At 66.9% G+C, this 16,353-nt stretch carries 15 protein-coding genes; 11 read left to right on the plus strand and 4 right to left on the minus strand.

Annotation, left to right across the window (positions count from 1 at the left end):
• The 6 genes from BFF94_RS30720 to BFF94_RS30745 all read left to right on the plus strand — a co-directional run.
• Positions 1–212 (plus strand): integrase core domain-containing protein (locus BFF94_RS30720; RefSeq protein ID WP_219140071.1); only part of this gene is annotated, 212 nt, incomplete at its 5' end.
• 464 nt (positions 213–676) lie between these two features.
• Entirely contained in the window at positions 677–1,924 is a 1,248-nt protein-coding gene (locus BFF94_RS30725; RefSeq protein WP_219140187.1) for an ROK family protein, read from the plus strand.
• The gene (locus tag BFF94_RS30730; protein WP_219140188.1) at positions 1,911–3,464 is read left to right on the plus strand and encodes a sugar ABC transporter ATP-binding protein; all 1,554 of its coding nucleotides are present in this window, start codon (positions 1,911–1,913) and stop codon (positions 3,462–3,464) included. Before BFF94_RS30725 ends, BFF94_RS30730 begins: the two co-directional genes overlap by 14 nt.
• Before the next feature lie 40 nt (positions 3,465–3,504).
• Complete coding sequence (locus tag BFF94_RS30735) at positions 3,505–4,542, plus strand: ABC transporter permease subunit (RefSeq protein WP_128847789.1); 1,038 nt, start codon at positions 3,505–3,507, stop codon at positions 4,540–4,542.
• An 83-nt stretch (positions 4,543–4,625) separates the two neighbouring features.
• Positions 4,626–5,570 carry an ABC transporter substrate-binding protein gene (locus BFF94_RS30740; RefSeq protein WP_128847787.1) on the plus strand — a complete coding sequence of 315 codons (945 nt, stop codon included), beginning with the start codon at positions 4,626–4,628 and terminating at the stop codon, positions 5,568–5,570.
• 128 nt (positions 5,571–5,698) lie between these two features.
• On the plus strand, positions 5,699–6,631 hold the full coding sequence (locus BFF94_RS30745; RefSeq protein WP_128841693.1) for a carbohydrate kinase family protein: 933 nt from the start codon (positions 5,699–5,701) through the stop codon (positions 6,629–6,631).
• Positions 6,632–6,656: 25 nt separating this feature from the next.
• On the opposite strand, the gene BFF94_RS30750 is transcribed toward BFF94_RS30745, so the two are convergent.
• The 3 genes from BFF94_RS30750 to BFF94_RS30760 all read right to left on the minus strand — a co-directional run bounded on the left by BFF94_RS30750 (position 6,657) and on the right by BFF94_RS30760 (position 9,707).
• The gene (locus BFF94_RS30750) at positions 6,657–8,387 is read right to left on the minus strand and encodes a SulP family inorganic anion transporter (protein WP_128841692.1); all 1,731 of its coding nucleotides are present in this window, start codon (positions 8,385–8,387) and stop codon (positions 6,657–6,659) included.
• Positions 8,388–8,411: 24 nt separating this feature from the next.
• Entirely contained in the window at positions 8,412–9,038 is a 627-nt protein-coding gene (locus BFF94_RS30755; protein ID WP_128841691.1) for a ParB-like protein, read from the minus strand.
• Between the two features lie 126 nt (positions 9,039–9,164).
• Positions 9,165–9,707: a GNAT family N-acetyltransferase gene (locus BFF94_RS30760; protein WP_128841690.1), complete on the minus strand. Its 543-nt coding sequence runs from the start codon at positions 9,705–9,707 to the stop codon at positions 9,165–9,167.
• Between the two features lie 282 nt (positions 9,708–9,989).
• Between BFF94_RS30760 and BFF94_RS30765 the strand changes: the two genes are divergently transcribed.
• The 4 genes from BFF94_RS30765 (at position 9,990) to BFF94_RS30780 (ending at position 15,103) form a co-directional block, all read left to right on the plus strand.
• Positions 9,990–11,210 carry an MFS transporter gene (locus tag BFF94_RS30765; RefSeq protein ID WP_128841689.1) on the plus strand — a complete coding sequence of 407 codons (1,221 nt, stop codon included), beginning with the start codon at positions 9,990–9,992 and terminating at the stop codon, positions 11,208–11,210.
• 215 nt (positions 11,211–11,425) lie between these two features.
• A complete protein-coding gene (locus tag BFF94_RS30770) occupies positions 11,426–12,244 on the plus strand; it encodes a TetR/AcrR family transcriptional regulator (protein ID WP_128841688.1) in 819 nt (272 codons plus the stop codon).
• 157 nt (positions 12,245–12,401) lie between these two features.
• Positions 12,402–14,156 carry an AMP-binding protein gene (locus BFF94_RS30775; protein ID WP_128841687.1) on the plus strand — a complete coding sequence of 585 codons (1,755 nt, stop codon included), beginning with the start codon at positions 12,402–12,404 and terminating at the stop codon, positions 14,154–14,156.
• A gap of 29 nt (positions 14,157–14,185) precedes the next feature.
• Positions 14,186–15,103: a DUF1571 domain-containing protein gene (locus tag BFF94_RS30780; protein ID WP_128841686.1), complete on the plus strand. Its 918-nt coding sequence runs from the start codon at positions 14,186–14,188 to the stop codon at positions 15,101–15,103.
• A 27-nt stretch (positions 15,104–15,130) separates the two neighbouring features.
• Here BFF94_RS30780 and BFF94_RS30785 read toward each other — a convergent pair whose 3' ends face one another.
• Positions 15,131–15,412 carry a hypothetical protein gene (locus BFF94_RS30785; RefSeq protein WP_128841685.1) on the minus strand — a complete coding sequence of 94 codons (282 nt, stop codon included), beginning with the start codon at positions 15,410–15,412 and terminating at the stop codon, positions 15,131–15,133.
• Positions 15,413–15,707: 295 nt separating this feature from the next.
• On the opposite strand from BFF94_RS30785, the gene hfq reads away from it, so the two are divergent.
• A complete protein-coding gene (gene hfq / locus BFF94_RS30790) occupies positions 15,708–16,286 on the plus strand; it encodes an RNA chaperone Hfq (protein WP_219140198.1) in 579 nt (192 codons plus the stop codon).
• Positions 16,287–16,353: the final 67 nt, after the last annotated feature.

Raw genomic sequence — 16,353 nt, forward strand, 5'->3', positions numbered from 1 at the left:
GCTGTTCGATGACGGACGGCTACGACTGCTATCAGAATGCTCTGGCCGAGCGGGTCAACGGCATCCTCAAGGGCGAGTTCCTGTTGCAACGTCCCGCTGACCTTGAGCAGGCCGCCAAGATGGTCGAACAGTCGGTTCGCATCTATAACCACGAGCGGCCACATGCCGCTCTGAAATACAAAACGCCCGATGCGGTGCATCGGGCGCTCTAGGGTCTGGATACTGTCAACCTATTCCAGGACTTGACACCGGCTTCGAATCGACACGACGGCGTACGCACGTACTCCGCCCGATCGATTCGCCACGCGCTACGCGCGCCCTCCTCCTCGCTGCCGGATCACGGCATCGACAACGCAACCCGCATCGCTGAAGCGCACCGGATCACGCCCCCCCTCGCCATCTTCGCGGATGCGGATCCCCCGCCGGTTGCCATGTCATGCGCCACCCCGCGTGGAATCGTGTCCCACCGTTTCATCCCGGCCCATCGGACGAGTTCCGGATTTTCCGGTTTCGCGGACATTCATGATCCACCCCCGATTCCGAATACCCTGACACGTCCCCGCCAAAGCACAAACCGGGATTTCCCTAGGCTGACACGGCGGCGTTCACGCGGTTAAATAAATCAACGTGATTTATTTAATGCGCCACCGAATGGCGCGACATGGAAGGAGACGCCATGAGAAGCCCGCACTTCGGCCAGGGAAGCAATTCGGCCAACGTGCGCCGTTACAACGAGCGCCTGCTGCTGAAGACGCTGCGCCGCGCGGGCAATGCGTCGAAGGCCGACCTCGCCCGCCTCGCGAACATGACGGGCACGGCGGTCGGCAGCATCATCGCGTCGCTCGCCGACGCGAAGCTGATCGAATTCGCGGGTCGCACCGAAGGCCAGCGCGGCCAGCCGGCCTCGCTGATCCGCCTCGACCCGCGCGGCGCGTTCGGCATCGGCGTCCATCTCGACCGGATGCGCATCGAGACGGCGCTCGTCAACTTCGCGGGCGACGTGCTCGGCCGCCGCTCGCACGACACGCTGCTGCCTCCGCCCGCTGACGTGCTCGAGATCGTGCGTCACGACATCGACGCGATGCAGGCCCTGCTCTCCGACCACGAGCGTGCCCGCCTGACCGGCATCGGCGTCGCGCAACCCTACAACCTCGGCGCGTGGATGCGCGAACTCGGCCTTGCACCCGACACGTTCCGTGCGTGGGAAGACGTCGATTTCGCGAGCGACCTCGGCCGCACCCAGTCGCTGCCCGTATTCGGCGAAAACGACGGCAACGCGGCCGCGATCGCCGAGCTGTTCTACGGATATGGCCGGCAGTGCGACGACTTCGTCTACCTGTTCATCGGGCCGGCAATCGGCGGCGGCATCGCGGTGGACGGCGACTGCCTGCGCGGCATGACCGGCAATGCGGGCGACATCGCCGTGATTCCGGTGCCGCCGAGCCGGCTGGCATCCGCGCCGCCGCCGCGCGGCCCGTGGGACATCCTGCTCGCGCGCGCCTCGCTGCATGCGCTCGTGCGCCATCTGCGCCATCACGGCGAGACGGTCGAGAACCGCGCCGATCTCGAAGCGTGCATCGCCCGCGGCCTGCCCGCCGTCGACGAATGGATCGACGACTGCGTCGACGCGCTTGCGCCGGCGTTGCGCGCGGTGCTGTGCGTGGTCGATGCCCCGGTGGTCGTGCTCGACGCCGATACCGACGCGGGCCTGCTCGACGCGGTCACCACCCGCCTGCGCGCGGCGCTCGCGGCCACCGCGCCCGAAGCGCGCGGCACGCCGGTGCTCGTGCGCGGCACGTTCGGCGCCGACGCCGGTGCGATCGGCGCCGCGACGCTGCCGATGTTCTTCAACTTTTCCCCGCGGGCCGGCATCCTCAAGGGCGCCCGCACCGACTCGCAGGAGGTCAACCATGTCGCGATCTGAGTCGCCCCGTCCGCTGCTCGAAATGCGCCGGATCAGCAAGACGTTCCCGGCCGTGCGCGCGCTCGACAACGTCAGCCTGACCGTCTATCCCGGCGAGATTCATTCGCTGATGGGCGAGAACGGCGCAGGCAAATCGACGCTGATGAAAATCCTGTCGGGCGCATACCGCGCCGACGCCGGCGGCGAGATCCTGATCGACGGCGAACCCATCGAGATCGGCGGCCCGCTCGCCGCGCGCGATGCAGGCGTCGCGGTGATCTACCAGGAGCTGTGCCTGTCGCCGAACCTGACCGTCGCGGAAAACATCTACGTCGGCCGCGAACTGCGGCGCGGCAACCGGCGCTGGGGCACGATCGACCGCGCGGCGATGGCGCGCGGCTGCCAGGACGTGCTCGCGCGCCTGGGCGCATCGTTCGGGCCCGACACGCTCGTCGACACGCTGTCGATCGCCGAGCAGCAGCTCGTCGAGATCGCGCGCGCCGTGCACACCCGCGCACGCATCCTCGTGATGGACGAACCGACGACACCGCTGTCGTCGCGCGAGACCGAACACCTGTTCCGCCTGATCCGCCAGTTGCGCGAGGAAGGTCTCGCGATCATCTACATCAGCCACCGGATGGCGGAGATCTACGAACTGTCCGATCGCGTGTCGGTGCTGCGCGATGGCGCCTACGTCGGCACGCTCGAACGCGAATCGCTGTCGGCCGAGCGTCTCGTCGCAATGATGGTCGGCCGCGACATCTCCGGCTTCTACAAGAAGGAACACGCACCGTACGACCCCGGCCACCTGCTGCTGTCGGTACGCGACATCGCCGACGGCGCGCGCGTGCGCGGCTGCAGCCTCGACCTGCATGCCGGCGAGGTGCTCGGCATCGCCGGGCTCGTCGGCGCGGGCCGCACCGAGCTCGCGCGGCTGATCTTCGGCGCCGAACCGCGCGTGCGCGGCGACGTGAAGCTGGGCGAGCGCACGTTCGGCTCGCACTCGCCGCGCGACGCGATCGACGCGGGCCTCGTCTACCTGACCGAGGACCGCAAGCGCCAGGGCCTGTTCCTCGACATGAGCGTGCGCGACAACATCAACATCTCGGTGTGCAACCGCGATGCGCGGCTCGGCTCGCTCGATCTCGCACGCGGTGCCGAGCGCGCGCGCGACGCGATCGCGTCGCTGTCGATCCGCGTCCCGAATGCAAACGTGAACGTCGGCGCGCTGTCGGGCGGCAACCAGCAGAAGGTGCTGCTGTCGCGCCTGCTCGAAACGAAGCCGCGCGTGCTGATCCTCGACGAACCGACGCGCGGCGTCGACATCGGCGCGAAATCAGAGATCTACCGGATCATCAACGAACTGGCCCGTGCCGGCGTGGGCGTGATCGTGATCTCGAGCGAGTTGCCGGAGATCATCGGCGTCGCCGACCGCGTGCTCGTGATGCGCGAGGGCGAGATCGCCGGCGAACTCGGCGGCCACACGCACACGCCCATCACGCAGGAAGCGATCATCGCGCTCGCCACCGGCTCGCAGGCCGAACTCGCCGACGCGCACTGACCACGGCCCCTTCATTTCCCTCTTACCTCCAGGTACCGACATGATCAACCCGACCAAGCAGCGGAACCTCGCTTCCGCGACGGCCCATCCGGTGGCCAACCGTACACCCCTGATGCGCGGCGCCGATCATCGCGCACGCATGCAGTCGCTGATACGCACCGCCGGCATGCTGCCGGTGCTGCTCGTCCTGTGCATCGGCTTCGGCTTCCTGACCGACGGCTTCTTCACGCTGCAGAACCTGTCGATCGTCACGCAGCAGGCGTCGATCAACATCGTGCTGGCTGCCGGCATGACCTTCGTGATCCTGACGGGCGGCATCGACCTGTCGGTCGGCTCGGTGCTCGCCGCCGCGGCCGTCGCGGCGCTGCTCGCCTCGACCATCCCGGGCTGGGGCTGGCTCGGCGTGCCCTTCGCGCTCGCCGTCGGCCTCGTGTTCGGCGCGATCAACGGCGGGCTGATCTCGTTCCTGCGCCTGCCGCCGTTCATCGTCACGCTCGGTGCGATGACGGCCGTGCGCGGCGTCGCGCGCCTGATCGGCAACGACACGACCATCTTCAATCCGCAGTTGCCGTTCGCGTTCATCGGCAACGGCACGATCCTCGGTGTGCCGTGGCTCGTCGTGATCGCGTGCGCGGTGATCGCGATCTCGTGGTTCATCCTGCGCCGCACGGTGCTCGGGATGCGGATCTATTCGGTCGGCGGCAATCCGGAAGCCGCGCGCCTGTCGGGCATCAACGTGCGGGCGATCCAGCTGTTCGTGTATGCGGCGTCGGGGCTGCTCGCGGGTCTCGGCGCGGTGATGTCGGCCGCGCGGCTCTATGCGGCCAACGGCCTGCAGCTCGGCCAGTCGTACGAACTCGACGCGATCGCCGCGGTGATCCTCGGCGGCACGAGCTTCGTCGGCGGCGTCGGCTCGATCGTCGGCACGCTGATCGGCGCGCTGATCATCGCGGTACTGACGAACGGCCTCGTGCTGCTCGGCGTGTCCGACATCTGGCAGTACATCATCAAGGGGCTCGTGATCATCGGCGCCGTCGCGCTCGATCGCTATCGCCAGCGCGATTCGGCGCGCACCTGAGCCCTTCCCGTCGATTCAACCTTGCGGTGCAGGCAGGTCCTCCTGCACCCGTTCGCCAACAGACCTCACGGAGACACAACGACATGTTCAAGCACACAGCCGCCCTGACCGCCGTCGCCTGCGCACTCGCATTCGGCGCTTCCGCCGCGCACGCGGCCGACAAGCCGCTCAAATCGATCGGCGTCACGGTCGGGTCGCTCGGCAACCCGTACTTCGTCACGATCGTGAAAGGCGCCGAGGCGCGCGCCAAACAGCTCAACCCGAATGCGAAGGTCACGGCCGTATCGGCCGACTATGACCTAAACAAGCAGTTCACGCAGATCGACAACTTCATCTCCGCGCACGTCGACATGATCCTGCTCAACGCGACCGACCCGAAGGCGATCGAGCCCGCGGTGAAGAAGGCTCAGGCGGCCGGCATCACGGTCGTCGCGGTCGACGTCGCGGCGGCCGGCGCGAACGCGACCGTGCAGACCAACAACGTGAAGGCCGGCGAGCTGGCGTGCGACTACATCGCGAAGAAACTCAACGGCAAGGGCAACGTGATCATCGAGAACGGTCCGCAGGTATCGGCCGTGATCGATCGCGTCAACGGCTGCAAGGCCGCGCTCGCGAAAAACGCGGGCATCAAGCTGCTGTCGAGCGACCAGGACGGCAAAGGCTCGCGCGAAGGCGGGATGAACGCGATGCAGGGCTACCTGACGCGCTTTCCGAAGCTCGATGCCGTGTTCACGATCAACGACCCGCAAGCGATCGGCAGCGATCTCGCCGCGAAACAGCTGAACCGCCCGGGCATCGTGATCACGTCCGTCGACGGTGCGCCCGACATCGAGGTGGCGCTCAAGTCCGGCACGCTCGTGCAGGCGTCGTCGAGCCAGGACCCGTGGGCGATGGCGCAGCAGGCCGTCAACGTCGGCTACGGAATCATGAACGGCCAGAAGCCGGCCAATCCGATGATCCTGATCGAGCCGACGCTCATCACGCGCGACAACGTGAAGGGCTACAAGGGCTGGAGCGCCCCGCGCTGATCGCGCCGCCCGCCCGCGACACCGGGCGGTGCCGGGCCGCGTCGCCGCGCGCGACGGCCGGCGCTGCCCGCCTTTTCACATCAACCGCGGCACCACCGCGCACCACGCCCGCGGCACAAGGTTCAGACATGACGACGACGTTTCCCCGCCTGATCGTATTCGGCGAAGCGCTGACCGATTTCATCCGCGACGACGCGCAGCACTGGCACAGCATCGCCGGCGGCTCGTGCTGGAACGTCGCGCGCGTCGGTGCGCGGCTCGGCGTGCCGACGGCCTTCGCCGGCACGGTCAGCCGCGACATCTTCGGCGACGAGCTGATGCGCAAGAGCGCCGACGCGGGACTCGACATGCGCTTCATCCGGCAGGTCGACCGCGCGCCGCTGCTCGCGATGGTCGTGTCGAAGCAGCCGCCCCACTATTTCTTCATCGGCGAAAACAGCGCGGATCTCGCGTTCGATCCGGCAGACCTGCCCGCGGGCGCGCTCGACGCAGCCGAGATCGTGCACGTCGGCTCGCTCGGTGTCGTGCGCGAACCGCTCGCGTCGCGCCTGATCGAGGTTGCTCAGGCCGCGCGTGCGGCCGGCAAGCGGATCTCGTTCGATCCGAACTTCCGTGCGCCGATGGCCGCGCCGTCGTATCGTGACACGCTGCGCCGGCTAGCCGCGCTCGCCGACTGGATCAAGGTATCCGACGAGGATCTGCGCGGACTGTTTCCCGAACTCGACGAAACGGCCGCGCTCGCGCAACTGCGCGTGTGGGCGCCCGACGCGACGATGCTCGTCACGCGCGGCGCATCCGGCATGCAGCTCCTGCATCGCGATACCGTGCTGTTCCAGCCTGCGTTCCCGACCGAGGTCGCCGACACGGTCGGCTGCGGCGACGCGAGCATCGGCGGCTGGCTCGCGAGCCAGCTTGCGCGTCCCGATGCATCGGCCGCCGAACACCTGCGCTACGCGGCGGCGTGCGCGGCGGTCGCCTGTGCGCATGCCGGCGCCTATGCACCGACTGCGGCCGAAGTGGCCGATATGGCCGACCGCCCAGCCGACGCGGTGCTTGCGTAGCAAGCGGCGCCGACGCGGCGTCCAGTCACGCGGCAGTCATCCCGTCGCCGCCGTCCGGCGGCATGCCGGCCTGCAGCAGTTGCAGGCTTTCGTCGACGCTCAGCTCGGACATCGCGTCGTCGCGCAGCGTATCGTCGGCTGCGCGGCGCAGCGCATGCAGCGCGTGCACCTTGAGCCGCACGATCGCGAGCCGCAGCCCGCGCGCCGTGCATTCGGCCGCGAACGTGCGCAACGATTCGATCGTCGTGCCGTCGACATCCGGCGTTTCCTCGAGGCTCAGCATCACGGCATGCGTGTCCGGCGCGGCCTTCATCAACGCGCGAACGCGATTCAGCATCCGGTCCGCGTTCGCGAAGAACAGCTGCGCCTCGGGCCGCACGATCAGCACGCCCGGCACCGGCTTCGCGTCGGCATGGCTTGCGACGTCGACGAAGTCGTGGCTGTCGCGCAGCCGGCCGAGCACGCTGACATTCGGCTCGGACAGCTTGCGCAGCGTCAGCAGCAGGCTCACGCCGATGGCCGCGAGCAGCCCGTGCAGCACCCCGAGCACGAGCACCGCGAGCAGCGCGGCGATCACGACGAGCCGGTCGCGATGCCAGTCCCAGTACGGCCGGAATACGGACGGATGCAGCGAATGGCTGACCGCGAAGATCACGATCGCCGCGAGCACGGGCTCCGGCGTGCGCGCGAGCTGCGGCAGCAGCAGCCAGACGATCAGCGCGACCACGCCGGCCGCCCACAGGCCGGCGAAGCGCGACTGTGCGCCCGCTGCCTCGTTCGCCGACGTCGCCGAATAGCCTGCGCCGACCGGCATCCCGTGCAGCAGGCCCGACACGAGGTTCGCGCAACCGAGCGCGACGAGGTCGCGGTTCGGCGACACGCTGTCGCCATGCTTCAGCGCGAAGTTGCGGATCGATCCGTACGACTCCGCGTACAGGATCAGCATCAGCGCGAACGCGAGCTCGACCGTCTGCATCCACGCGTTGCGGTCAAGCGTCGGCAGGCCGAATTCGAGGTGCCGGAAGTCGATATGGCCGACGATTGCGATCCCGTATCGCTGCCAGTCGACCGCATAGCCGGCCGCGATCGACAGTACGATCACGACGAGCGTCGCGGGCACGCGCGAGCCGCGCCCGAGCACGAACAGCAACGCCAGCGCGGTCGCGCCGAGCACGGCGCTCGCGAGGTTCGCATGCGGCGCGCCGGCGATCAGGTCGAGCGCGACGCGCGGCGCATCGCTGTGCTGCACGGAAATCGCGAGAATCTTCGGCAACTGCTTGATGACGATCGTCAATGCGAGGCCGAACGTAAAGCCGCGCAGCACGGGCCGTGCGACGAAATCCGACATGCCGCCGAGCCGCGCGACGCCCGCCAGGATGAACAGCACGCCCGTCATCGCGACGAGCGCCGCCGCGAGCGCGAGCTGCGCGGCAAGCGCCATCCCCGACTCCGAGAACACGGTCGCCGCGAGCACGGCGGCCGACGACGACGTCGACGACACGATCGCGAAGCGGCTGCTGCCGGTGAGCGCATAGACGACGAGCCCCGACAGCAGCGCAATGAGACCGGCCTGCGGCGGCAGGTTGGCCAGCCCCGCATACGCGACCGCCTCGGGTATCAGCAGGCCCGCGATCGACAGGCCGGCCAGCGCATCGAGGCCGATGCGCCGCGTGGGCGGCGGCGGGGCCGCATCGAGCGCGGAGAAATGGTCGGCATGCTGCGGGCCGGCGTCGGGGTGGATCGGGGCAGTCGTCATGAGGCGGTCGGCACCGTGCGCCGATCAGGGTTTGACGGCGATGACGCCCGACCAGCCGGGCAGATAGCGCGCATCCTGGTCGTGCGCGCGGTGCAGCGCGATATCAAGCGACTTCGCGAAACTCTTGCGGATCTGGTCGAGCGACACGTGCAGGCGCAGGTAATCGGCCCACAGGAATTCGCTGAACGGCGTCGCATCCTTCGCATAGCCGCCGGCCGTACGCAGTTCGCCGGCGAGGCTGCGGTACGGATCGTCCTCGAGCCCCGTCAGCGCCTTCGGCAAATGCGCATAGTCGCGGCGCGACCCGTCCGTGCCGAACGGATGCACCCACTGGTTGTGCTCCATCATCCGCCAGAAGATCGTGTCGTCCAGCCACGACAGATCCTTCAGCAGCATCGCGTTCACGCGCGACTCGCCCTCCTCGATCAGCGCGAGGCCGAGATGGTGGTGATCGGTGATGTAGTGCAGCCCGTCGGGGCCGAGGACGGCCGGGAACCAGTGCGATTCGATCGCGGCCTTGCGCGCGCGCTTGTCGAGCGTCTTCCAGTGCTTGCGCTTCGCCTTGACTTCGCGATACCCGACCGTCATCTGCGTCGGACGCAGCGCGTCCAGCCTGACGGGAAAGAGATGAACATCGTTGCCGAGTGCCATGGTCGTACCCCATGTTACGAAATTCCGGCAACGATACTCCTGATCTCGCGGGCCGTTAATACGTTATGACCTCGATACACGCCCGGTTGACGATCTCTGACACCCGCGCGTAAGCACGACGCTGCGCTACGCGCGCAGATCGTTGCGTTCGAGACGATGGCGAATGTAAGGAATGCCGTCGTGCACGACGCTCACGCGACGCATCCCGAGCTTGCGCGCGACGTTCAGCGAGCCGCTGTTGGCCTCCGCGATATCGGCGATCACGCGCGGCAGGCGCACGGTGTCGAATGCGTGCCGCACGACGGCTTCCGCGGCTTCGCTCGCGATGCCGCGCCCCCATGTCGTGCGCACGAGCCGCCAGCCGATCTCGACGTCGCGCGCCTCGTCCGCGTAATCGGGAATCAGCAGGATCCAGCCGATGAACGCATCGGGTGCGGCCTTCTCGAAGATCGACCAGTAGCCGAGGCCCGGCGGGTAGTCGCGCGTGATCCGGTGCGTGACGAAGCGGCGATGCTCGACCGGATCGTGCCACGGGCCCGCAATGTGCCGCGTGACCTCGGGATCGCGATCCATCGCGATGCACGCATCGAGATCGGCCAGCACGCGCGGACGCAGCCACAGCCTGGCGGTTTCGAGCACGGGCAGCGCAGCGGCGAAACGTTCGGTCATCGGGACTCCTGATTCAGTGACGATGCGCGTCGGATACATTACAAAATTGATACAAGCAGCCTTCCGGAATGATACAGATGTCTGTCGCGTGGTTTCGCGCAGCTCCGTTTCCGTTTCCGAAACAGTTCATTTCGTAGGGATTATTCCCGATTCGGCGTTATCGCGCCCTACATCGAGCGACGCCGCGGCCTACACTCGATCAATGCCCCCGTACCGCGCGCAAGCCGGGCCGGCATCCACATGCATATCGTGAGCGCGCAAGCCAACGAGGAGACCTCGGACATGAGCTGGACCCGCGAACAACGCAACGTCACGATCGCCGCCTATCTGGGCTGGACGCTCGATGCGTTCGATTTCTTCCTGATGGTCTTCGTGCTGAAGGACATCGCCGCCGAATTCTCGTCGACGATCCCGGCCGTCGCGTTCGCGCTCACGCTGACGCTCGCGATGCGCCCGATCGGCGCACTGATCTTCGGCCGGCTGGCCGACCGCTTCGGCCGCCGCCCGACGCTGATGGTCAACATCGCATGCTATTCGCTACTCGAACTCGCATCGGGTTTCGCGCCGAGCCTGACCGCGCTGCTCGTGTTGCGCGCGCTGTTCGGCATCGCGATGGGCGGCGAATGGGGCGTTGGCTCCGCGCTGACAATGGAAACCGTGCCGACCCATGCGCGCGGCTTCGTGTCGGGCCTGCTGCAGGCCGGCTATCCGAGCGGATACCTGCTCGCGTCGGTCGTGTTCGGCCTGTTCTACCAGTACATCGGCTGGCGCGGGATGTTCATGGTCGGCGTGCTGCCCGCGCTGCTCGTGCTGTACGTACGCACGCACGTGCCCGAATCACCGGCGTGGAAGCAGATGGAGAAGCGCGCGCGCCCGAGCCTCGGCGCCACGCTGAAGCAGAACTGGAAGCTCACGATCTACGCGATCGTGCTGATGACCGCCTTCAACTTCTTCTCGCACGGCACGCAGGATCTCTATCCGACGTTCCTGCGCGAACAGCATCACTTCGATCCGCATACCGTGTCGTGGATCACGATCGTGCTGAACATCGGTGCGATTGTCGGCGGCCTGTCGTTCGGGGCGATCTCGGAGCGGATCGGCCGGCGTCGCGCAATCTTCATCGCCGCGCTGATCGCTCTGCCCGTGCTGCCGCTGTGGGCGTTCTCGAGCGGCCCGGTTGCCCTCGCCGCGGGTGCGTTCCTGATGCAGATCTCGGTACAGGGCGCGTGGGGCGTGATTCCGGTTCACCTGAACGAGATCTCGCCCGACGAGATCCGGGCGACTTTCCCCGGCGTCGTCTACCAGCTCGGCAACCTGCTCGCGTCGGGCAACGCGACGATGCAGGCATCGCTCGCCGTTTCGCACAACAACAATTACAGCTTCGCGCTCGCGCTCGTGGCCGGCATCGTCGCCGTCGCAATCGCCGTGCTGATCCTGTTCAGCCGCGAGCGGCGCGGCATCGACATGACGCAATCGGTCAATACGCGTAGCACGGTCAGCTGAATCCGCGCATTGCCGCATCGCACCATCGCGCGCGCCCCGTCCCGCCGGGGCCGCGCGTGATGCTTTCCGCATCCGCACATCGAACTAGAGGAATTTATCCAGATTCCCTGCTTGCCCGCTGCGCCCGCGATTTTTTATCTTAATAAAAACGACTGTTTGAATCAGATAATCAAATCACCTGTTCGCGGCCGGGCGACCGGCATGGGAGGCGGAACATGGCAGTAAGTCAGGAGGGGCGGCCGTCCACGGGACGGCCGTCCGGGGGACGGTCACCCGGCACTCGGCAGACCGGCGGGACGAAGGCGCGCATCCTCGATGCGGCCGAGGACCTGTTCATCGAGCATGGCTTCGAGGCGATGTCGATGCGCCAGATCACCTCGCGCGCGGCGGTCAACCTCGCTGCGGTCAACTACCACTTCGGCAGCAAGGAAGCGCTGATCCACGCGATGCTGTCGCGCCGTCTCGACCAGCTCAACCAGGAGCGCCTCGGCATCCTCGACCGCTTCGATGCGCAACTCGGCATGCACATCACGTGCGAGCACGTGCTCGGCGCGATGTTCATTCCCGCACTGAAGGCATCGCGCAATCCCGAACGCGGCGGGCGCGGGTTCCTCCGGCTGATCGGCCGTGCGTACACCGATCCGTCGCCGTTCGTGCGCAACTTCCTGACCGCGCACTATGCGAGCGTCGCGGGCCGCTTCTTCGACGCGTTCCAGCGCGCATTGCCGCATCTGCCGCGCACGGAGCTCGGCTGGCGGCTGCACTTCGCGATCGGCGCGCTGTCCGGCGCGCTCGCGGGCGCCGAAACGGAAAGCCTGATCGACGAATTCTCGCAAGGCCGCACGATGAACGACGTGCAGATGATCGCGCGGCTGTCGTCGCTGATCGTCGCCGCACTCAAAGCGCCGATGCCCGACAGCGCGCAACTGTCGATCTTCGCGGCGGTGCTCGACGACGCGGGGGCAAGCGAAGCGTTCGGGTTGCCATCGGGCGCGGCCGCCGCCGATACGGCGACGCTGCATTCCACGAACTGAGCGCGCGAGGCCACGCGCGGCTCCCTGTTCACGATTTGTTTGATACACGCGATCAAGCGGGGCGTCGAGGCGCCCGCGCCGATCGATCGCGACGCACGGGGCACGGGCGGGCGCCGAAGCGCCTGCCCTCGCCGAGAGCTAAGACCGGAGACACGTCATGTCATCTTCCGCAGCAACCGCAGCGGCCCAGGTTCCGCCGAACACCGACGGCATCTGGTACGCGTCATATCCGCCCGGCGTACCGCACGAAATCGACGTTGCGCAATACGCATCGCTCGTCCAGTTCTTCGACGAATGCACGACACGCTTCGCCGAGCGCGTCGCCTATGTGAGCGCCGGCGCATCGATGACCTACCGCACGCTTGCGCAGAAAGTCGACGCGTTCGCGTCGTATCTGCAAAGTCTCGGCGTGAAACCCGGCGACCGCGTCGCGATCATGCTGCCGAACACGTTCCAGTACCCGGTCGCGCTGTTCGGCACGCTGAAGGCCGGCGCGATCGTCGTCAACGTCAATCCGCTCTACACCGTACGCGAACTCGCGCACCAGCTGAAGGACAGCGGCGCGCAGACGATCGTCGTGTTCGAGAACTTCGCGCGCACGCTGCAGGACGCGCTGCCGGAAACGCAGGTGAAGAACATCGTCGTCACCGCGCTCGGCGACCTGCTCGCCGACGGCTTCAATGCGAAAGGACGCCTGATCAATTTCGTGCTGAAGCACGTGAAGAAGCTCGTGCCGGCCTATCACCTGCCGCAGGCCATCCGGCTGCGCTCCGCCCTCGCGCTCGGCGCGCGCGGCAAGCCGCAGCCCGTGCAGACCACGCGCGACGATCTCGCGTTCCTGCAATACACGGGCGGCACGACAGGCGTCGCGAAAGGCGCGATGCTCACGCATGGCAACCTGATCGCGAACCTGCTGCAGGCGAAGGCGTGGATCGCCGACCAGGTCTCGGGCGACGTCGAAACCGTGCTCACGCCGCTGCCGCTGTATCACATCTATTCGCTGACGGTGAACGCGTTCATCTTCATGGGGCTCGGCGGGCGCAACATCCTGATCGCGAACCCGCGCGACATGAAGATGGTGATGAAGATCATCCGCAACGAGACGTTCACGGGGATCACCGGCATCAACACGCTGTACAACGCATTCCTCGACAACGAGGAATTCCGCAAGCGCGATTTCTCGAAACTCAAGCTCGCGATGGCGGGCGGGATGGCCATGCAGCGCGCGGTCGCGGAGCGCTTCCAGCAGGTGACGGGCCGGCCGGTCGTCGAAGGCTACGGCCTCACCGAATGCTCGCCGATCGTCACGATGAACCCGGTGGACCTGAACGACATGGCCGCGTTCAGCGGTTCGATCGGCCTGCCCGCACCGTCCACCGTCGTGCGCTTTCGCCGCGAGGACGGCACCTGGGCCGCCATCGGCGAGCCGGGCGAGCTGTGCGTGCACGGTCCGCAGGTGATGCGCGGCTACTGGCAGCGCCCCGACGAGACGGCCAACGCGATCGACGCCGACGGCTGGCTCGGCACCGGCGACATCGGCGTGATGGACGAACACGGCTTTATCCGCCTCATCGACCGCAAGAAGGACATGATCCTCGTGTCGGGCTTCAACGTGTATCCGAACGAGATCGAGGAAGTGCTCGTGATGCATCCGGGCATCAGCGAAGCCGCGGCGATCGGCATCCCGGACGAGGTACAGGGCGAACGGATCAAGGTGTTCGTCGTGCGCCGCGACCCGTCGCTTACGGTCGACGACGTGCTCGCGCACTGCCGCAAGAACCTGACCGGCTACAAGATGCCGAAATTCGTCGAGTTCCGCGACGCACTGCCGCAGACGAACGTCGGCAAGATCCTGCGCCGCGCGCTGCGCGACGAGGAACTCGCCCGAATCAAGGCCGCGAAGCAAGACTGAACGATCCATCGCTCCTGGAGACGCTGTCGATGAACGAAGGAATGAAGCGCCGCGCGCGGCATGCCGCCGCCGCGGCAGTCGCCTGCATGCTGTCGCTCGCGCAGGCGGGGCTGCATGCGCAGGAAACGGCCGGCGCCACGAGCGCGGCACCGGGCATCGCACTGCCGGCGGACCTCGCGAAGGTCGCGCACGAGCCGATCGCGCAGCAGGCGCGCTGGCTGCGCACGGCCGCGCAGCGCGGCACGCTCGCGCAACTCGATGACGCAACGCTCACCGCGCTGTTCAAGGCACTCGATCCGCTCGCCGTGCCGCTCTATATCCGTAATGGTCCTAACGGCTATCCGTCGTACCAGTTCACGATGGCACGCCAGGAGCGCATCAGCGGGAAATGGCCCGATACGCCCGACCGCATGCTCGTGAAGACCACCCGCGAGCCGCTGCGCGTTTATGCGAAATGGCTGCCGGGCGGTGCGCATGCCGGACAGGAGACCATCTACGACACGACGCAGCGCAAGGACGAGATGTACGGCCATCTCGGCGGCCTGCTCGGCAAGATTCCGCTGTGGACGGCACTCGACGGCGCGCTCGCGCGTGCCCAGTCGAATCACCAGGTGAAGGATCTCGGCACCGAGTTCATCACGAACCTGTACCTGACCGAAGGGAAAAAATATCTGGAAGTCGGCGTGCAGCGGCCGACCGACGTCGAAGCCAAAACGATCGACGGCGTGCGCGTCGTCGCGCTCACCTACGAAACGCCGACCGGCCGGCCGCAGTTCTATGCGAAGAAGGAAGTCCTCGGGCTCGACCTGCACGCGCCCTATTTCCGGACCGTCGAGTCCTATGACAACGACGGCAAGATCTTCGAGCGGATCGTCATCGAGAAAATCGTGCCGGCGACGCTCGACGACACCGCATTCGACCCGAAAAACCCCGACTACGCGTTCTGATTCGCGCCGGCATGGCCGGCTCCGGGCTCAATCGTCATCGTCGTCGCCGTGGTGCCTGCGCCATTGCTTGTAATGGTGCTTGCGCCACTTCCGGTAGCCATCGTCGTCGTCATCACGGTAATAGTCGTATCCGTAGCCCGGATAAGCAACCACGGCCGGCTGCGGCGCCACATAGACCGGCGCCGGCTCGACATAGACCGGCGCGACCGGCACGCCGATGCCGACCGACAGGTCCACATGCGCCATTGCACTGCCGGAAGCCAGCAACGCCACGCCCCCGACCCACCCTGCCCATCGCCTCTTGTTCATGTTCTGAATCCCTGATATACCGGCCCGCCCGGCTCGCGCAGCTAATGTAAGCACTGCGCGCACACTAAGGTGATACGGCGCTGCGAGAGTCGTAACGCGGCGTAACGAAACGGCTTTGGCCATTTGGCCGAATCGCGAAAATGCGCTGGAACGTCTATAGTGGGTTACGGTTCGACACAATCACGACTGCGCGCTCCCCGATCGAACAGGGTAGAATTCCGCCAAACGTCTTGTGGACGAACACGCCACACATACGCACAACATATTCTCTGACGCAGGCTCCTGCCGCACCTCAATGGCCAATCCCGCAGAATCCCATCCGCAAAACGACTTCATCAATTCGGCGCGCAAGGAACGTAAGCGCGTTGAAATCTATCTCGTCAACGGCATTCGTCTGACGGGGTGTATCGAGTCGTTCGACCAGTACTTGGTGATGCTGCGCACCCCCGTGGGTCTGCAAGGCATCTACAAGCGCGCGATTTCCACGATCCAGCTCGACACGGGCGGTTCGCGCCCGGGCGGCAGCGGCCCCCGCGGGCCGCGCCCCGGCGGCCGCCCCGGCGGTCGTGAAGGCGGCGGTCACAGCCCGTACGGCTCGCACGGCGGCCCGCGCGAATCGCGCGGCGACGGCGGCTACGGTTCCCGCGAACCGCGTGAAGGTTATGGCTCGCGCGAGCCGCGCGAGGGTTACGGCTCGCGTGAGCCGCGTGAAGGCTACGGCGCGCCGCGCGAACCCCGTGAACCGCGCGAAGGCTACGGCGCGCCGCGCGACACCGGCGACGCATCCGGCAACGCATCGCCGTCGGACCCACGCGGCGGCAACGGGCCGGTGATCGTGACCCGCCGCCGGCGAATCGTGCCGGACGGCCAGTAAAACAAAAGGGCAAGCCAACAGGCTTGCCCTTTTTCCTGGTGCGGCCGGAGCGGCATGTCGCCGCACC

This window comes from Burkholderia catarinensis (genome assembly GCF_001883705.2).
Classification (GTDB): Bacteria; Pseudomonadota; Gammaproteobacteria; order Burkholderiales; family Burkholderiaceae; genus Burkholderia; species Burkholderia catarinensis.

Coding starts and splice junctions, on each gene's coding strand:
- BFF94_RS30755 (WP_128841691.1), bottom strand. CDS start 9,038: ATGGCACTCGGCAACGATGTTCATCTCTTTCCCGTCAGGCTGGACGCG.
- BFF94_RS30745 (WP_128841693.1), top strand. CDS start 5,699: ATGACGACGACGTTTCCCCGCCTGATCGTATTCGGCGAAGCGCTGACC.
- BFF94_RS30740 (WP_128847787.1), top strand. CDS start 4,626: ATGTTCAAGCACACAGCCGCCCTGACCGCCGTCGCCTGCGCACTCGCA.
- hfq (WP_219140198.1), top strand. CDS start 15,708: ATGGCCAATCCCGCAGAATCCCATCCGCAAAACGACTTCATCAATTCG.
- BFF94_RS30785 (WP_128841685.1), bottom strand. CDS start 15,412: ATGAACAAGAGGCGATGGGCAGGGTGGGTCGGGGGCGTGGCGTTGCTG.
- BFF94_RS30725 (WP_219140187.1), top strand. CDS start 677: ATGAGAAGCCCGCACTTCGGCCAGGGAAGCAATTCGGCCAACGTGCGC.
- BFF94_RS30770 (WP_128841688.1), top strand. CDS start 11,426: ATGGCAGTAAGTCAGGAGGGGCGGCCGTCCACGGGACGGCCGTCCGGG.
- BFF94_RS30780 (WP_128841686.1), top strand. CDS start 14,186: ATGAACGAAGGAATGAAGCGCCGCGCGCGGCATGCCGCCGCCGCGGCA.
- BFF94_RS30735 (WP_128847789.1), top strand. CDS start 3,505: ATGATCAACCCGACCAAGCAGCGGAACCTCGCTTCCGCGACGGCCCAT.
- BFF94_RS30730 (WP_219140188.1), top strand. CDS start 1,911: ATGTCGCGATCTGAGTCGCCCCGTCCGCTGCTCGAAATGCGCCGGATC.
- BFF94_RS30750 (WP_128841692.1), bottom strand. CDS start 8,387: ATGACGACTGCCCCGATCCACCCCGACGCCGGCCCGCAGCATGCCGAC.
- BFF94_RS30760 (WP_128841690.1), bottom strand. CDS start 9,707: ATGACCGAACGTTTCGCCGCTGCGCTGCCCGTGCTCGAAACCGCCAGG.
- BFF94_RS30765 (WP_128841689.1), top strand. CDS start 9,990: ATGAGCTGGACCCGCGAACAACGCAACGTCACGATCGCCGCCTATCTG.
- BFF94_RS30775 (WP_128841687.1), top strand. CDS start 12,402: ATGTCATCTTCCGCAGCAACCGCAGCGGCCCAGGTTCCGCCGAACACC.